Source organism: Virgibacillus sp. JSM 102003 (assembly GCF_041949995.1).
GTDB lineage: Bacteria > Bacillota > Bacilli > Bacillales > Amphibacillaceae > Lentibacillus.
In genome coordinates, this window is the sequence record NZ_JBHFQH010000005.1 from 1 (window position 1) to 17,420 (window position 17,420).

General features: G+C 39.4%; 16 protein-coding genes, 1 tRNA gene and 1 riboswitch. Of the genes, 13 read left to right on the forward strand and 4 right to left on the reverse strand.

The window, feature by feature from the left end:
• The 7 genes from eutB to ACE1TG_RS06785 all read left to right on the forward strand — a co-directional run.
• The coding region (eutB, locus tag ACE1TG_RS06755; RefSeq protein ID WP_375051606.1) for a hydroxyectoine utilization dehydratase EutB at positions 1 to 1,363 on the forward strand (1,363 nt) is incomplete at its 5' end.
• A 21-nt stretch (positions 1,364 to 1,384) separates the two neighbouring features.
• A complete protein-coding gene (gene dat, locus ACE1TG_RS06760; RefSeq protein ID WP_375051607.1) occupies positions 1,385 to 2,215 on the forward strand; it encodes a D-amino-acid transaminase in 831 nt (276 codons plus the stop codon).
• Positions 2,216 to 2,239: 24 nt separating this feature from the next.
• Positions 2,240 to 3,379 (forward strand): alanine racemase, encoded by a 1,140-nt coding sequence (alr, locus tag ACE1TG_RS06765; RefSeq protein ID WP_375051608.1) that lies wholly within the window; start codon positions 2,240 to 2,242, stop codon positions 3,377 to 3,379.
• Positions 3,380 to 3,412: 33 nt separating this feature from the next.
• Positions 3,413 to 4,963 carry a Na+/H+ antiporter NhaC family protein gene (locus tag ACE1TG_RS06770; protein WP_375051609.1) on the forward strand — a complete coding sequence of 517 codons (1,551 nt, stop codon included), beginning with the start codon at positions 3,413 to 3,415 and terminating at the stop codon, positions 4,961 to 4,963.
• A 25-nt stretch (positions 4,964 to 4,988) separates the two neighbouring features.
• Positions 4,989 to 6,077, forward strand: a complete 1,089-nt coding sequence (locus ACE1TG_RS06775) for a tartrate dehydrogenase (protein ID WP_375051610.1) — start codon at positions 4,989 to 4,991, stop codon at positions 6,075 to 6,077.
• A gap of 640 nt (positions 6,078 to 6,717) precedes the next feature.
• Complete coding sequence (locus tag ACE1TG_RS06780) at positions 6,718 to 8,157, forward strand: sodium:solute symporter family protein (RefSeq protein ID WP_375051611.1); 1,440 nt, start codon at positions 6,718 to 6,720, stop codon at positions 8,155 to 8,157.
• Positions 8,158 to 8,163: 6 nt separating this feature from the next.
• Positions 8,164 to 9,807, forward strand: coding sequence for an amidohydrolase (locus ACE1TG_RS06785; protein WP_375051612.1), 1,644 nt, complete (start codon positions 8,164 to 8,166; stop codon positions 9,805 to 9,807).
• Positions 9,808 to 9,919: 112 nt separating this feature from the next.
• On the opposite strand, the gene ACE1TG_RS06790 is transcribed toward ACE1TG_RS06785, so the two are convergent.
• Together ACE1TG_RS06790 and ACE1TG_RS06795 are read right to left on the reverse strand one after the other, a co-directional pair.
• Positions 9,920 to 11,011 carry a branched-chain amino acid aminotransferase gene (locus ACE1TG_RS06790; protein WP_375051613.1) on the reverse strand — a complete coding sequence of 364 codons (1,092 nt, stop codon included), beginning with the start codon at positions 11,009 to 11,011 and terminating at the stop codon, positions 9,920 to 9,922.
• Between the two features lie 139 nt (positions 11,012 to 11,150).
• On the reverse strand, positions 11,151 to 11,918 hold the full coding sequence (locus ACE1TG_RS06795) for a 2-keto-4-pentenoate hydratase (protein WP_375051614.1): 768 nt from the start codon (positions 11,916 to 11,918) through the stop codon (positions 11,151 to 11,153).
• Positions 11,919 to 12,117: 199 nt separating this feature from the next.
• Here ACE1TG_RS06795 and ACE1TG_RS06800 point away from each other — a divergent pair, with 199 nt between their 5' ends.
• Positions 12,118 to 12,363: a hypothetical protein gene (locus ACE1TG_RS06800; RefSeq protein WP_375051615.1), complete on the forward strand. Its 246-nt coding sequence runs from the start codon at positions 12,118 to 12,120 to the stop codon at positions 12,361 to 12,363.
• Between the two features lie 237 nt (positions 12,364 to 12,600).
• Positions 12,601 to 13,359, forward strand: coding sequence for an alpha/beta hydrolase (locus ACE1TG_RS06805; RefSeq protein WP_375051616.1), 759 nt, complete (start codon positions 12,601 to 12,603; stop codon positions 13,357 to 13,359).
• Positions 13,360 to 13,443: 84 nt separating this feature from the next.
• Here ACE1TG_RS06805 and ACE1TG_RS06810 read toward each other — a convergent pair whose 3' ends face one another.
• Positions 13,444 to 13,647 (reverse strand): hypothetical protein, encoded by a 204-nt coding sequence (locus ACE1TG_RS06810; protein WP_375051617.1) that lies wholly within the window; start codon positions 13,645 to 13,647, stop codon positions 13,444 to 13,446.
• Positions 13,648 to 13,778: 131 nt separating this feature from the next.
• Between ACE1TG_RS06810 and ACE1TG_RS06815 the strand changes: the two genes are divergently transcribed.
• The 3 genes from ACE1TG_RS06815 (at position 13,779) to ACE1TG_RS06825 (ending at position 15,838) form a co-directional block, all read left to right on the forward strand.
• Positions 13,779 to 14,447: an HAD family hydrolase gene (locus ACE1TG_RS06815; protein ID WP_375051618.1), complete on the forward strand. Its 669-nt coding sequence runs from the start codon at positions 13,779 to 13,781 to the stop codon at positions 14,445 to 14,447.
• A gap of 98 nt (positions 14,448 to 14,545) precedes the next feature.
• Positions 14,546 to 14,593: riboswitch (PreQ1 riboswitch) on the forward strand.
• A gap of 73 nt (positions 14,594 to 14,666) precedes the next feature.
• Complete coding sequence (gene queF / locus ACE1TG_RS06820; RefSeq protein ID WP_375051619.1) at positions 14,667 to 15,164, forward strand: preQ(1) synthase; 498 nt, start codon at positions 14,667 to 14,669, stop codon at positions 15,162 to 15,164.
• 59 nt (positions 15,165 to 15,223) lie between these two features.
• Positions 15,224 to 15,838 (forward strand): queuosine precursor transporter, encoded by a 615-nt coding sequence (locus tag ACE1TG_RS06825; protein WP_375051620.1) that lies wholly within the window; start codon positions 15,224 to 15,226, stop codon positions 15,836 to 15,838.
• Between the two features lie 42 nt (positions 15,839 to 15,880).
• Here ACE1TG_RS06825 and ACE1TG_RS06830 read toward each other — a convergent pair.
• Positions 15,881 to 15,970 (reverse strand) — tRNA-Ser (locus ACE1TG_RS06830).
• Between the two features lie 205 nt (positions 15,971 to 16,175).
• On the opposite strand from ACE1TG_RS06830, the gene ACE1TG_RS06835 reads away from it, so the two are divergent.
• Positions 16,176 to 17,006: an aldo/keto reductase gene (locus ACE1TG_RS06835; protein WP_375051621.1), complete on the forward strand. Its 831-nt coding sequence runs from the start codon at positions 16,176 to 16,178 to the stop codon at positions 17,004 to 17,006.
• Positions 17,007 to 17,420: the final 414 nt, after the last annotated feature.

The window sequence follows — 17,420 nt, forward strand, 5'->3', positions numbered from 1 at the left end:
GGAGAAACTCGCTCGAAATCGGGAGAAACTCGCTCGAAATCGGGAGAAACTCGCTCGAAATCGGGAGAAACTCGCTCGAAATCGGGAGAAAGGCGCCCGAAATCGGGAGAAACTCGCTCGAAATCGGGAGAAACTCGCTCGAAATCGGGAGAAAGGCGCTCTAAATCGGGAGAAACTCGCTCGAAATCGGGAGAAACTCGCTCGAAATCGGGAGGAAGTCGCTCTAAATCGGGAGAAACTCGCTCGAAATCGGGAGAAACTCGCTCGAAATCGGGAGAAAGGCGCTCGAAATCGGGAGAAACTCGCTCGAAATCGGGAGAAACTCGCTCGAAATCGGTTAGCCATGAAGCTAAGTCTAATAAGGGGGGATAGAATGGCTGGAAAACCTGTTGTACTGCGTGATGTCTGGAGAGCGAAGAAGCGGATTTCTTCCGTTGTTAAGAAATCCCCGCTGATTTATTCCCCTGCATTATCGGATTTTGCAGGGACGTCTGTTCATTTAAAATTGGAAAACTTAAATGTAAGCGATTCATTTAAAATAAGGGGAGCAACAAATAAGATTTTGAGTCTGACGCCTGAGGAACGGGAACGTGGTGTCACAACGTTCTCGACAGGGAATTTTGGGATGAGTGTAGCGTATATTGCAAAAGAACTGGGAATTAATGCTACGATTTGTATCTCAAAACGAGTTCCAAAAGGGAAGGTCGATGCTTTGAAGCGTTCTGGAGCTGCGATAGAAATATTTGGTGAGTCACAGGATGATGCGGAAAAGCGCAGTTACCAGCTGGAACGTGAACAAGGTCTGACTGTCATTCATCCATTTGATGACCCTTATGTAATTGCTGGCCAAGGTACGATTGGCTTGGAAATACTAGAGGATTTGCCTGAGGTAGATACAGTAATTGGAGGGCTGTCTGGTGGTGGTTTGCACTCCGGATTAGGAGTAGCTTTGAAGTCCACTGATCCGGCTATTCAGGTGGTAGGGGCATCAACTGAGCGCGGTGCGACAATGTATGAGAGTATTCAAACTGGAAATCCTGTCATCGTGGAAGAACAGAACACATTAGCAGATAGTTTATTAGGTGGAATTGGTCTCAATAATCGTTATACCTTTCATATGGTTCAGCAGTATGTGGATGATATTATTTTGCTGAATGAAGATGAAATTGCTGAAGGAATGGGATTTATGCTGGATAAACACCGAATGATTATCGAAGGTGCAGCTGCTTCAGGGATTGGTGCAATTTTGAATAACAGAATAAAGCTTGGAAAATATGTTGTGGTTGTTATTAGTGGCTGCAGTGTGGATACGTCCGTAATTGTGGATATCGCAGACAAATATAAATCGACAATTTTGGAATGAAAGGTAAAGGAGGTTTTTGTGTTGAATAAAATGTTATTTAATGACCGGATTATGGATAGGGAAAATGTGGTCGATATAGAGGATCGCGGCTATCAATTCGGTGATGGAATCTATGAAGTTATCGGGGTGTATGATGGTAAACCACTGATGCTAGATGAACATTTGGAACGGCTAGAAAGAAGTGCAAAAGAAATTAAGTTGAACATGCCTGGTTCACTTGATGACTTGAAAAACAAGCTCGAGGAATTAGTATCAGCAAATAATTTGGAGGAAGGCATCATTTATATGCAAGTCTCAAGAGGGGCTGCTGCCAGATGGCATGAATTTCCAAATGCTGACACGTCAACAGTAACTGTGGCATACACCAGGGCTGAAGATCGAGCAAGTAATGTGGAAGATCAGGGTGCAACAGCTGTATTGACGGAAGACATTCGTTGGTTAAGATGTGATATTAAGACGCTTAATTTACTTCCGAATGTGATGGCCAAACAAGAGGCTGTTGAGCATGGTGCAATTGAAGCTATTCTTCATCGTGGTAAGATTGTTACAGAGGCTAGTGCTTCGAATGTGTTTATCGTAAAGGATGGAGCATTGTATACACATCCAGCTGACAACTATATATTAAACGGAATTACCAGAAGAAAAATAATTCAATTGTGTGAGGCGTTAAATATAAAAGTAAACGAACAGACGTACACAGTAGATGAATTACTGGATGCGGATGAAGTGTTTATTTCGGCTACCAAGTTGGATGTAGTGCCAATCTTGAAAGTTGATAATCACACAATAGGTATGGGTGAACCTGGGGAAATTACAAAACAAATAGTGCAGGAATTTCGTTCGCTTTACTAGAATAATTTAGGGAGGGACTGAACTGTGTCGAATTCATTAACAATGACGTCTGGAAGTCCAACGATAGCAGAAGTGAATTTGGGTGCTTTTAACGAAAATGTAAGGACCCTAAAAAAAGCAGTTGGAAACAGCTTGCTAATGGCCGTGATAAAAACAAATGGATATGGGCATGGTTCTGTCCCAATCGGACGTGAAGCTGTTAAAGCAGGGGCAGACCGGCTTGGTGTCACAACTGTTGAAGAAGGCGCATTGCTCCGGGAAAGCGGTATATCTGTACCTATTCACCTGCTAGGTTCCATCATGCCTGAACAAGCAGCGGATGCTGTGTATTACGGATTAACAGCCTCTGTTTCTTCAATGAAACTGGCGCAGGCAATTAGTGATGAGGCAACAAGGGAAAGAAAGACAATACCAGTACATTTAAAAATAGATACTGGACTTCACAGGTTTGGAATTTCCCCTGGTGAAGCTAACAATTTCTGCAAGTCGTGTTATAATCTCCCGGGATTACAGTGGGAAGGTATATACACCCATTTTTCCAGTGCTGATGAAGGGGATTGGAAAACAACTGAGCAACAGTATGATTTATTTATCGACACTGTAGCTAATTTGCGCAATCAGGGCTTTGAATTTCCAATTCGCCATGTCGGTGCTTCAACGGTTGCCATTGAGAGAAAGGATATGCATCTGGATATGGTGAGGTCCGGGATTGCTTTGTTTGGATATCCCCCTGAACTGCACCAATGTGATTTAATTTCACTAAAACCAGTCATGCAGTTAAAATCCAAAATTTTGCATGTGCGGGAGCTGCCGCCAAATACTCCGATTGGCTATGGTGGCTGCTATGTAACCACCACTGCTGAAAAGATTGCTATCGTACCTGTTGGGCATGGTGATGGCTATCAGCGAGCATTATCTAATAATGGGGTAATGCTTGTGAGGGGACAGCGAGCTGGAATTGTTGGAACGATTTCATTGGATCAAACAGTCATTGACGTCACGAATATACCGAATGCAACCGAAGAAGATGAGGTTGTAATGATGGGAACCCAGGGAGATGAGGAAATTCTGGCGCGCGAAATAGCTGGATGGATGGGTAGCATTGTCGATGAAGTGCTGGCAAGTTTAATGGAAAGAATTCGGCGAGTGTACGTTAAAGCTTAATTTTCTTCTAAAAAAATAGAAAGGGGAAACATTATGGACTTTTTATCTGTTGTCCCACCGATTGTTGCGGTGGTATTAGCAATTTTGACGAAGCGCGTGTTGTTTTCATTGTTTATCAGTATTTTGGTAGGTGGGCTAATTGCAGCGGGAGGTAATCCGTTTGGTGCAGTAGGGGAAACCTTTACATGGATGAAGGATGTTATGATTGACCCCTGGAACGCACGATTTCTCGTAATGACGGCGTTGCTTGGGACAGGCGCTGCCTTTATGTTTAAAACAGGCGGATCTGATGGTCTAATACGTCTGTTAGAAAAGAAACTAACTACTAAAAAAAGAGTACAATTTTTACCTTACATTCTAGGAATGCTCATCTTTTTTAACGATTACGTGAACTCTGTAATTGTTGGGAATGCTTCAAAAGATATTACCGCTAAACACAAGGTATCAAGAGAAAAGTTATCCTACATACTAGATTCGACAGCTGCACCGATAGCGACTATAGGACCTGTTTCTGACTGGATTGGCTTTCAGGTATCCTTAATTGCCGCAGCCTTTGCAAGCCTTAGTATTGTAGGTGCAGAACCTTACTTCGCATTTTTACAATCAATTCCGTGGAACTTTTATGCAATACTCTGTCTGTTAGCCGTTCCGATGATTATTGCCGGTAAGGATTTTGGTCCAATGGCAAAAGCGGAACATCGCGCACAGACAACTGGAAAATTAATACCAGATGGATCAACACCTTTATCATCTGTTGATCAGGATTTAGGTGAACCACATAAGAAAGAAGGCAGTGTCTGGAATTTCATACTTCCTCTTGTAACACTCATTTCAGTAAGTATTTGGGGATTATGGTACTCAGGTGGTGGAGCTACAGGGATATCGATTATGGATGCTCTAGCTGCTACTGATGTTTCCGTTGCCTTAACATGGGGCGCATTTGCCATGACGACGGTCGGTATAATTTTAGCTCTTATTCAAGGAATGGGTCTGAAAAAGTGTGAGGAAACATTGCTTGGCGGTATTCGAACAATGCTTCCTGCACTTGTCATTATTATTTTGGCCTGGTCTATTGGAACGGTTACGTCAGTCCTTGGCACAGCGGAATTCGTCGTTAGTGCAACAGAAGGGTGGATGACAGCAGCCCTAGTGCCATTTCTTGTATTTGCAATCGGTATGTTTATCTCATTTGCAACCGGTACATCATGGGGCACAATGTCAATACTGACGCCAATCGCAATTCCAATGGCGTATACCTTTGGTGGCATGGATTTAGTTCATATTGTAATTGGAGCAGTTTTTGCCGGAGCAATTTTTGGTGATCACGTTTCACCTATTTCTGATACAACTGTTATGGCATCAATTTTTGCAGAATCTGATCACATCGCCCATGTGAACACGCAGATTCCATATGCTATGGTACCAGCGGGAATTGCGGGTGTACTATATTTATCGTATACCTTGATTGGGAGCAGTATTGTGCTTTTAATTGTGGGTATCATTGCTCAATTCTTCCTGCTTCGCTATTTGGGTAATCGGAATGAGAAGAAATTTATTGAAGAGGAGAAGAGAATTGGAGCGTAATATTTTTTAAAAGAAAGGGGCAGCTATGAAAAATTTTAATATTGCACTAATCCCAGGCGATGGTATTGGACCGGAAGTTGTGGCAGAGGGTGTAAAAGTTCTAAAAGCAATTGAAGAGATGGATACCACCCTTTCTTTTTCCTTCACCGAGTTTCCGTGGGGCTGTGAACACTATCTGGAAAACGGAAAGATGATGGATGACGATGGCATTGATAAACTAAAATATTTTGATGCAATCTATTTAGGTGCAGTTGGGTACCCTGGCGTACCTGATCATATTTCATTATGGGATCTTCTTTTACGTATCCGAAAAGAATTTGATCAGTATGTTAATTTGCGTCCAGTCACACTCTTGAATCAGTCGCTGACACCGTTAAAAACAAAAACGGAAGCGGATATTGATTTTCTTGTTATCCGCGAAAATAGTGAGGGTGAGTATGCTGGTGCAGGGGACTGGCTGTTCAAAGGACAACCTGAAGAGGTAGTATTGCAAACGGGTGTATTTTCCCGTAAAGGTACAGAAAGAATCATCCGATATGCGTATGAGGAAGCCCGCACTTCAAACAAAACACTAACAAGCATAAGTAAAGGAAACGCACTTAATTATTCGATGGTATTCTGGGATGAAGTATTTGAAGAAGTAGGAAAAGAATATCCAGATGTAAAGACATATTCTTATCTTGTTGATGCTGCAAGCCTGTATTTAGTTTCAGACCCTGAACGATTTGAGGTTGTTGTAACATCCAATCTCTTTGGTGATATCATAACAGATCTTGGTGCTGGAATAACGGGAGGACTTGGTCTTGCAACAGGTGCTAATATTAATCCTGAAAAGGAATATCCTTCTATGTTCGAGCCTGTACATGGTTCTGCTCCAGATATAGCTGGAGAAGGAATAGCTAACCCGATTGCAGCTATTTGGTCTGTTAGTCAGATGTTGGATTTTTTTGGAGAAGAACGGTGGGGTAAAGCTGTACTGGCTACAATACAGGATATGGTTAAGGAAACAGAGATGCTGACTCCGGATCTAGGTGGAAGTGCTTCTACAGGAGAAGTAGGCGATTTATTCATTAAAAAATTGAAATTAACTGCTGACACTATTAAAGTTAAATGATTTTAAAAGGTTTGCTAGTTTCCTATTTTACTGGCGGATTCAGTTTTGAGAGAGAAGAATACAAATAACATTGGAAATCACATAATAGTTAATATACATCCCCCCTATTGTTAAAGAGCCTATTTTTTAACGGAATGAGGATCCGGTTGACTTATTCGGCGGATCCTCATTCCGTTATTTCCTTAAAAACCCTCGTTTTAAGCATGGGTTCGGATCCTCATTCCGCTATTTGTAATTTTTACCCCAAATTCGGCTGATTTTTAGCTATTAGCGGAACGAGGATTCATCAGACCCTTGTGAGAGCACCTTTTTTGCAATTTAGCGGAATGAGGATTCACTTCGATTGGTTGGCCGGTCGAGTGGCAATACTTCATCCCCCTTATTGTATAGTCCTGCCAATTTAAGTACATACCATTTTCTTTTTTTTTTTGTCTCAACAACAAAAAATAGAAAGGGCTAAAGATAACCAAAATATTTCGACAAAATTCAACACTTATTACGGTATTTCGACACACAGAATAAATATCTTTAACATTCCATAAAATAATAGCAAATGCTTGGACACCCTTTGCAATCTGCTATTATACATCGTTTTATTACTAATATATAATAATTATTAGTACAAATATGGAGGTTAAACATGAGTTGGTATTTATTTTACTTTATTATTTATTTTGGATTTTTATTTGGAATGGGTTTTTGGTACTTTTTCCGTGTCAAAGGCTCGGATGATTACTTAATAGCGGGCTGGAATATGGGCTTTTGGTCAATTGTAGGAACAATTATTAGTACGTTTTGTGGTGCAGCGGTGTTTATTGGCTGGGTAGGAATGGGTTTCACAGTTGGTATGTCAGGCTTTTTTAAATTTGCTTTGCCAGCATACATATTTACACTACTATTAATTGTATTTTTTGCCAAGCCGCTACGTCGCCAGCGATTATATACATTAGCTGATTTATTTAGTGAACGATTTGGCAGTAAGACTGGGATCTTCCCATCGATATTATCTGCATTTATTTATTCGGTACCGACATTAGCACTGCAAATAGTTGGGATGTCAACGGTCTTTACGTTGGCATTTGATATGTCATTTAATGCAGGCGTTATTGTGTCATTTGCATTAATTTTAGGATTTACTATTTTGGGTGGTTTACCTGCAACGATAATTACTGATGCAATTCAGTCTGTTATTTTAGTGGTTGGTATTATCATGTTGTTTATTGCAAGTGTCATGTATGGTGGAGGTTTGAAAGAGATTCTTGCCTCAACTCCTGCAGATTATTTAACACCATTTGGAAAAGAAGGGGTTACAGCTGTATTAATTTATGCACTATCAGTAGGTCCATTTTATTTAATTTGGCAATCTACTTGGCAGCGAATTTTCGCTTCGAAATCTGAAGAGATAGCGCGCAAGGCTGGGATAACAGCTGTAATTATAGGTGCATTGATTTCTATTTTGCCATACGGAATTGGAGTTATTGCCCGAGGATTTGTACCTTCAGATATTAATCCTGATTTGATCTTCTCCTATGTAACGGTTGAATTGCTGCCGCCAGCTCTTGGTGGAATTATCCTAGTTGGTCTGCTTTCAGCTTTAATGACAGGAGCAGATTCATTCATTCTTCAGGGGAGCTCGAATTTGACAAAGGATTTATATGCTCGATTGATTAAACCAGATGCGGATGAACGTCAGATGATGCGGGTATCACGCTGGAGTGTAGTAATTATTGCAGTGTTGGGCTTAATCGTTGCATATAACATTACTGATATTATTACGATTTATCAGTGGGCACTGCGACTGTCTGCGGTAACACTTGTTTTTCCATTTCTGGCAGTTATGTTCTGGAAACGTGTAACAGCTATGGGTGGTTTATCATCCATGATTTTTTCAGCAACAATCACAATTCTTTGGCCATTTTTAGATATGCCGATAGATGTAACGATAGTAGGATTTGCTGTTTCTTTACTAACATTAATAGTTGTTAGTCTTCTAACACAGCATTCAAAAAGAGAAAAAGTTCATGCTGTTTATTTTGAGGATTTTATACAATCAGACGAAGATGTTCACGAAAGGAGCTAAACTTAATTGATTTACGATAAAATCATATTCAATGGAAATATTCTTACATTAGAAGATAGTCGAGCAGCTAATGCGGTAGGAGTCTCCAATGGAAAAATCGCAAAAGTATGGTTTGGTAACCTGGAAACTGAAACAAAAGCGAATCAGTGGATTGATTTAGACGGGCGTACACTTATTCCAGGTTTCATCGATACCCATAACCACTTATTTATGTATTCACAGCAAAAGCAACAATTGAATTGCTCGACTCCTCCAAATAAATCAGTGAATGATATTTTGACTCTTGTCAAAACCGAGATTAAGGGGACACAGGAAGGGAAATGGATTGTAGGGGCTGGGTATGATAACACAAAACTTGCAGAGAATCGTCATATAACCCGTAAAGACTTAGATAAAGTTGCTCCAGATCATCCTGTATTTATTCGCCATATTTCCGGACATCTCGCTGTAGTAAATTCAAAGGCATTTGAGTACTGTGACGTATCAGAAAGTATTGACAATCCATCCGGAGGACACTTCGGACGTGATGCGGATGGTAAACTTGATGGCGTAATCTATGAGTTGCCGGCGTTGGAACGTGTCATGCAAAGGATGCCTAAGCCGACAACAGAAGAATTAATCAATCGGCTGGAAGCAGCAGCACATGATTACTTGAAGGTAGGCATAACTACTAGTACGGATGCAGCTGTAGGTCTTGATTTAGGGTATGAAGAATACAAGGCACATATGGAAGCCGTGCGTACTATGAAAAATCCATTGTATATGCGCTATATGATCATGCATCACTTATTTGATGATGGTGAGTTTTCGGGGCTGGACGCAGAGGAAATGGCACAGCGAATTGAAAACGATACGAATGGTCGTGGAAAATTGGACAGTGTAAAGCTCTTTCAGGATGGATCGATTCAGGGACGAACGGCTGCTTTGCGTGATGGCTATTATGGAGACGAATATTTTAATGGTGAGCTTATATATTCTCAAGAGACGTTAAATAAATTATACCAGCGATTCCACAATGAAGGATTTCGGATTACAACACATGGGAATGGAGACCTGGCGATCGCTTCAATAATTGAAGGATATTCGAAAGCATTGGACCAGCGACCTAAAGAAAATCACCTTCATCGAATTGAGCATTTACAAACCGCAAGAGAACAGGATTTACAAAGAATGGCTAAGTATGATATTGCGACATCTGTTTTCATTAATCATGTCTATTATTGGGGTGATGATCACCGCGATATTTTTCTTGGACCAGATCGGGGAGCAAAAATAGATCCACTTGCAAGTGTTTCCGATCACGGAATACTATACACACTGCATTCTGATTGTCCGATTACACCCATTTCTCCGCTATTTTCTATATGGGCTGCTGCAAATCGTCTAACACGGGATGGCTATGTGCTTGGTGAGGATGAAAGGATATCCGTAATGGAAGGCTTGAAGTCCATGACCATTTACGGTGCGAAACTCAATGGTACAGAAGATGTTAATGGTTCTATAAAAGAAGGTAAGCGTGCTGATTTTGCAATATTGGATAAAAACCTACTTGAAATAGATCCGGTGGAAATTAAGGATGTTGTTATTGAGTCAACAATGATTGACGGAGAAGTAGTATTTCAACTTGAGCAGGAAAATAAGTTATATTAAAAAAGCACCCCCTAGTTAATAAAGCTAGGGGGTTACATTTTTCAGCAGTTAAGAAAGCATAAATGCGTTTTTACTGCATAAATGTAACTAATGCTTTCGCCAAGCTTTCTAATTAGTTAACTTTACTTACTGCTTTCACTTTCTCAATCCAGCCAAATGGGTCTTCTTGTTTTCCATATTGAATACCTGTTAGTGTGTCATAAAGTTTTTTGGAAACAGAGCCTGTTTCCGCGTTATTAATTACAATATGATCGCCATTCCATGTTAACTGGCCAATTGGTGATATAACTGCAGCTGTACCAGCTCCGAATGCTTCCTCCAGTGATCCATTCGCATGCGCCTCATATAATTCCTGCATGGAAATTTTTCGTTCAACAACGGGAATATCCCAGTGTTTTAATAATTCGATCACAGAGTCCCTCGTTACACCTTTTAAAATACTTCCATTTAATGCTGGGGTCACGATTTCTCCATTTATTTTAAAGAACACGTTCATACTGCCGACTTCTTCAATATACTCTCTCTCAACTCCATCAAGCCATAATACCTGTGCATATCCACTGTTTGCAACTAGTTCCTGTGCTTTTAAACTGGCTGCATAGTTTCCGCCAGTTTTTGCCTCACCGGTTCCACCTGCTACTGTGCGTACATATTTGTTCTCAACAGCAATTTTGACAGGATTAATTCCCTCTTTATAATAAGCACCAACCGGTGATAGGATAACAATAAATTTATAATGTCGAGATGGTGCAACACCAAGGTATGCCTCGGTGGAAATAATAAATGGGCGAATATAAAGAGATGTTCCATCTGATTTTGGAATCCAATCCTTTTCAATACCGACTAGCTGTCTAATTGCTTGTAGCGCAAATTCCTCGTCAATCCGCGGGATACAAAGCCGGTCGTTCGATCGGTTTATCCGCTCAAGGTTTTTTTTAGGTCGGAACAGTTGAGCTTCTCCTTCAGGATTAAGGTATGCTTTCAACCCTTCAAAAACGGATTGACCGTAATGGAATACCATTGCAGAGGGGTCAATCGAAAGTGGTTGATACGGTATAATACGTGCATCATGCCACCCCAAAGAATCTGAATAATCCATGATAAACATATGGTCGGTGAAGATTCTTCCAAATTCCAATTCATCCGACTTAGGCTTTACTTTTCCTGTTGAACAATAATTAACTTTAATTGAGTGATTATCCATGTCGCCAGCCCCCTATGGTGTAAAAATTTGATATCAATGTTACGGCATATTTTATGTTAATGCAATACTAAATTGTGATAATTATTAAACTTTTTAGTTAAATGCCTGTTGCTCCCACTTGTACAGCAATTTTTACATTTTATAATACGTCAAGACTAACGGAACCAACTCTATCAAAGGAAACTTGATATTTTCCTTTTTCAAGAGGTTTAGGCAGAATGAATGTGCCAGAAGAGATGATCATTCCTTTTTGAATTGTTCTTCCGCTTTTAGCCAGTTCCTTTATAAGCCATTGAATGGCATGAACAGGATTACCAAGCACTTCAGTCGACGGGCCTTGCGCAATAATTTCGCCATTTAATGTAAGATCTGCATTTATACTTGCTAATTGATCAAAAGATATTCCCTCGACTTGTTCTCCAACAATTACTTTGCCAGCAACTGCACTATCTGCTATAACTTGACCTAAACTAAGTTTTGGAAACCAATCAGTGAAACGTGAATCGGGAATCTCCAGTCCTGGTGCAATGCTCGTTTTTTGTAAAATAGACTGCACGTCATCTGCTGCAGATAGGTCTTCATGTGCAATAAACATTAGCTCAATTTCGATCAGAGGGGAGAGCATTTTATTCAATTTAATTGCACCGTCAGAAAGATTTGATTGTGTTAGTGCACCATACAGAGGTGTTGTGGAATTGAATAATTGCTGTGTTTCCTCACTCGTTAAGCTTATTTTATAGCCTATCAGGTTATCGTTGCTGGTAACTGACTTCTGCTCAGTAAGCTGATGCTGGACACGGTATGCATCTTCTTTACGAATAGTTTTTGGGATCTCTTCATTGGAAATTGCTTGTCCAAGACTGTATGCACGATATAACGAATTTACGAGATTGGTAGTCATGGTCATTGCGTATGGCCCCTTTTTGATATAGTTGATAAATATATTAACAGAAAATTATCTATTGTGTAATGCATTTCAACATGTTATGTGTATATTTTCCAATTCTTAGTGAATGTTACTTAAAAGAGAACTTACAAAGAAAGTAGTGATGTTATTGCGAAGATATACTATTATGACTGGATTGGTTTTTCTGATTCTTGCGCCCATGAAAATAGTAAACGCGGAGGACTTAGAAGTTGAACAACAGCACAATTGGGAAGAATTAAGCACTAACCATGAAGTTATACAAACAGAAACGCACAATTATTATTACTGGAAAAATTTTATCAGGCAAACAGGAACTTGTGAGATTTCACTTAAATTAAAAACAGTTGTGTATTACTGTGACCTGCATAATCATACAAAGACAAATTCAATTTTAGAGGAAAGACTACACAGTGAAAGGCATTAGTACTTACAGTGTGGCTGGCAACCACTTCTTATTACTACTATCGATTCCAAGCGATGAAAAGTGTCATTAACTAAAGATAATATTTTTTATACTAATGCCACTTTTATCCTTAGAGAATCGAATATTGTAGTAGAGAAGATTGTTTTATCCTATAATGTGATTAATCCCAGTTGACTGAAGGAATATTAGAAGTATTCATCGAATAAGTACAGTAATAGTGTGAAACGGAGGGGTAATATGGGGGAATCAATTGAACTTATGGAAAATGCCGAGGAATTTTATTTTCCGGGAAGCAAAACAGGGGTGCTAGTTATCCACGGCTTTACTGGCACAACACAGAGTATGCGGTTCTTGGGTGAAAAATTAGCAGGTGAAGGCTTTACTGTTTATGGACCAAGTCTTAAAGGGCATGGAACTGATCCAGAAGATATGGAAACTACTGCCTACCGCGATTGGATTCGATCAGTAGGAGATGCGTTAGAAATATTAAATAAGACATGTGATGAAATTTTCGTAACAGGGTTATCCATGGGGGGAACATTAACGCTTTATGTGGCAGAAAATTCTTCCTCAATCAAAGGAATTATGCCCATTAACGCTGCAGTGCATATGCCTGATCTAATTAAAACTTATGATTCACTTCGGGATACAAAGACACGATTTGTTGATGGTATAGGCTCGGATATAAAACAGAAAGGCGTGGAAGAACTCGCATATCCTAAAACACCGGTAAAGTCAATGAAGGAATTAATCGCACTGTCGATGATTGTCAGAGGGAATCTATCAAAGATAGAAACACCAGCAATGATATTTTCGTCAACGGTTGATCATGTGGTTCCACCAGAAAACTCACAGGAAATATACGATTCAATCTCATCAAATTATCGTGAACTGGTAAAACTTGAGAATAGTTATCATGTTGCAACACTGGATAACGATAAAGAATTAATTGTTGAAAAGTGTGTGGAATTTATAAAGGGAATCACTAAAAACTAGAATCAGTTAAAAAACATGGCTTACCCTTCAAGTTTAGTGGTGACTGCCTTAACGTTAAATAAGGAATTGCTCCTTGGCAATTCCTTAATCTCTGTTTTGCATTTCTTCATATGCCTTTAAATAATTTTGGTATACCTCAACATCAGTACCGTCTTTTTCCTCACCAAATATCCGCTCCAGCGTTATTTTGCTTGACTCTTCAAGTGAGCAATTTCTGGTGTTCATAATTAATTTCATATATGACTTGAAATAAGCTTTGCTTAGCTTTCCTCCATGTTTAATGCGCATATAACAACACTCCTGACTTTTATCTTAATTGGAATGGACTTTGATAGCAACTTTGGATAGCTGCCGCTTTTTTTGAAAATATTTACATTCTTCCATTGCTTGGATACAATTGAACCAGAGGTGATATAGTAATGGCGGTTGTAACAGTAGATTTCGATGGCACTCTATTTCAAGGGAATTCATTTAAAGTTATGTTTCAGGCGGCGCAAAAGGATTTTAATCTGAAACAGTGGGCAGTCGTTGGTACTGGGGTTATCAAAGCGGCTGTTAATGGGATTTTTAAAGGAAAGCAGGAATTTCGGATCAGTTTTTTTAAAGCTTTTGCCAAGTCCTTTAAAGGAAAATCTGAAACAGAAATGGATGAATTTTTCCGCAAGCTGGTGGACATCGGCAGGGAAGATATTCATCATGGGCTCGTTCAAAAAATTCACGAACACCAGGAGCAGGGTGATGAAATAATTGTCTTATCTGGTGCACTCCATCCCTTTTTAACGGCGTTTACAAGGGAAGTGAACCTGCACGTACATATCATCAGTACGGAATTACAGTATGATAAAAGTGGTATTTGCACTGGTGAGATTGGGACTGTGATTAATGGAGATGAAAAAGTAAATAAGGTACAGAACTGGATTAATGATGAAAGTAATCTAGCTGGAACAGTGGAAGTATGGGCATATGCGGATAGTTTGAGCGATTATCCATTATTTCAATTTGCTAACCATCCAATTGTTGTAAATCCGGATGATGCAATGAAAAAGCTAGCCGAAAAGCATAATTGGCCGATATTTAAGTCTGCTTAAACTGTTCAAGTCAGGTTGGAATGACTTATTGACATCAGCTTATTCCAACTATATAATTAGTCGAGTGAAATGGATATAATTCAGATCCGTTTAAAATGACGGGAGAGGTTCTTAGCTTTTAACCCTCTATAAAAAACTAAGGACAGATGATGCGATTATGATGCCATGTGCCCTAGAGGCCATGGCTTTTTTACTTAAATTAAGTGAGGAGGTTATCAAATGGCTGGTAGACGTGATGAGGAATTAACAGATATATCTCTTTTAGGGAGCCAAGGAACAACTTACAACTTTGAGTATTCACCAGAAGTGTTAGAGGCATTTGATAATAAACATCCCTACAGAGATTATTTCGTGAAATTTAATTGTCCTGAGTTTACGACACTGTGTCCAAAAACAGGACAGCCGGACTTTGGGACAGTGTATATTAGTTATGTACCTGACGAAAAGATGGTGGAGAGTAAGTCACTGAAGCTTTATTTATTCAGTTTCAGAAATCATGGCGATTTTCATGAGGACAGTATGAATATTATAATGAACGATCTCATCGAACTAATGGATCCTCGCTATATTGAAGTGTGGGGGAAATTCACGCCACGTGGAGGTATTTCCATTGATCCGTATTGCAATTATGGAAAGCCCGGTACCAAGTTTGAACAGGTGGCTGATCATCGCTTGATGAACCATGATATGTATCCAGAAAAGATAGATAATCGCTAGTAACGTTTAAGTTTTGAGGGTTAGCTTAGTTCTTTTTCCAAGATAGGAAGAGGATTATTATGTTTGTTTATTTAAATGCTTTATTTGTAGGACTTTTATTAGTAGCTAATATTTTAGGAGTCAAATTGTTCAGCATTGGGGAATTTGTATTACCTGCTGCGGTTATTGTGTACGTGGTAACTTACTTGATAACTGACGTAATCGGTGAGGTTTATGGAAAAGATGCGGCCAGAAAAACAGTTCAAGCAGGGTTTGCAACGCAAGTAATTGCATTAATTTTTATATATATCGCAATCCAATTACCTGCTGCGCCAGTTTTTGGTTCTCAAGCTGAATTCGAGCTGATTTTGGGAGGAAGCTTCCGGGTAATTTTGGCAAGCTTAATTTCATATATTGCCAGCCAAAACCTGGATGTATCAATTTTTCATCGGTTAAAAGCAAAGCATGGCGAGAATAAATTATGGTTGCGTAATAATGTATCTACCATGACAAGTCAATTAATCGATACAAGCCTATTTATTACTATAGCGTTTTGGGGGAATGTGCCGACTAAGGTATTATTAGGTATGATTCTGACCCAATATGTATTTAAATTGTGTGTGGCATTGATTGACACGCCTATCGCATATTTGTTGGTGAGATTAGGTAGAAGATATGAGGGCAAAGTTGTATAGATAAGAAAAACGTCATTCCGAGTGGGATGACGTTTTTTTAAAAGGAGAAAGTGGGATTCGAACCCACGCGACGGTTACCCGCCCTAATGCATTTCGAGTGCATCCCCTTCAGCCAGACTTGGGTATTTCTCCATATAATGTGCAGTGCTTACAAATTGTCTGAGGGCGACTGTGCAAAGCCAGCAGATTAATTCCAATGAAATAATACTCCATTTTTTCGTTTTCTTCAAGTATGCAATTCATCCAAAATTTTACTGATACATAGTACGCAGAATTTGAGTTTTAGCTTTAAAGTAAGCTAGAATTTAAGTATAGACTTTATATGGAGGTAATCGTAATGATAAATAGTCTTCAGGATACAGTAACATTAAATAACGGTGTCAAGATGCCCGGATTTGGCCTGGGGGTTTATAAAGTTGACGATGGAGAGGTGGCAACTACAGCGGTGAAGGCGGCTCTTACCCATGGCTACAGAAGTATAGATACCGCATCTTTCTATGATAATGAAACAGGAGTAGGAGAAGGAATTAGGCAATCTGGAATACCGAGAGAGGAAATATTTGTTACGTCAAAAGTATGGAATGATGAGCAAGGTTATGAAAATACAATGAAAGCTTTTGAATCAAGTCTTGAAAAACTTGGATTGGATTATCTTGACCTTTACTTAATTCATTGGCCTGTAAGTGGAAAGTTTAAAGACACCTGGAGAGCAATGGAAAAATTGTATGCAGACGGAAAGGTCAGGGCAATTGGTGTGAGTAATTTCCATGTACAGCACTTAGAAAGTCTTTTGGCTGATTGTGATGTTAGACCAGCAATAAATCAGGTGGAACATCATCCTCATCTTACTCAGCCTGAGCTAAAATCCTTTTGTGAAGATAAAAGCATCCAACTAGAAGCTTGGTCTCCGCTAAAAAGAGGCGGTCTCTTAGATGAACCGACTATAGTAAAGATTGCCGATAAATATAATAAATCTGCAGCACAAGTAATTTTACGGTGGGATATACAAACGAATGTTATTACGATTCCTAAGTCGGTAAAAGAACACCGGATTATTGAGAATGCGAATATATTTGATTTTGCGTTGACTAAAGAAGAAGTTGAACAGATCAGCGGTTTAAATATTAATGATCGCAGTGGTGGGAATCCTGACAACATGGATAATTAAATAGTTCATATAAAAGTCCTATAATTGACGTATGAAGGCTATTCTGTAATTTTAAGAATAGCTTTTTTTACTTCAACACTCCCCTAAAACTCCTTATGGATTTAGGTGGACAAATCAGTCGAAAAATTTATGTTGTGTGTGTGCCTTGTTCGACAGAGGAGGTGACTCGTGCGACAGGGAGGTTAACTCGCGCGACAGAGCAATCACCCGCAACAGACTCACCAACCACTCCCAGATCAGACTCCTTTTTGGTCGAAAACTGAATCATGGCGTGTGAAGACTGAATAGGGCTCTACTAAGACTGAATCCGCAACTACCAAGACTGAATAAACACTTTTATTATCCCATACAAACTGAATAAATCACGCGAAGACTGAATCACACACCAGCACACCGTCAAAAGATCCTATAAAA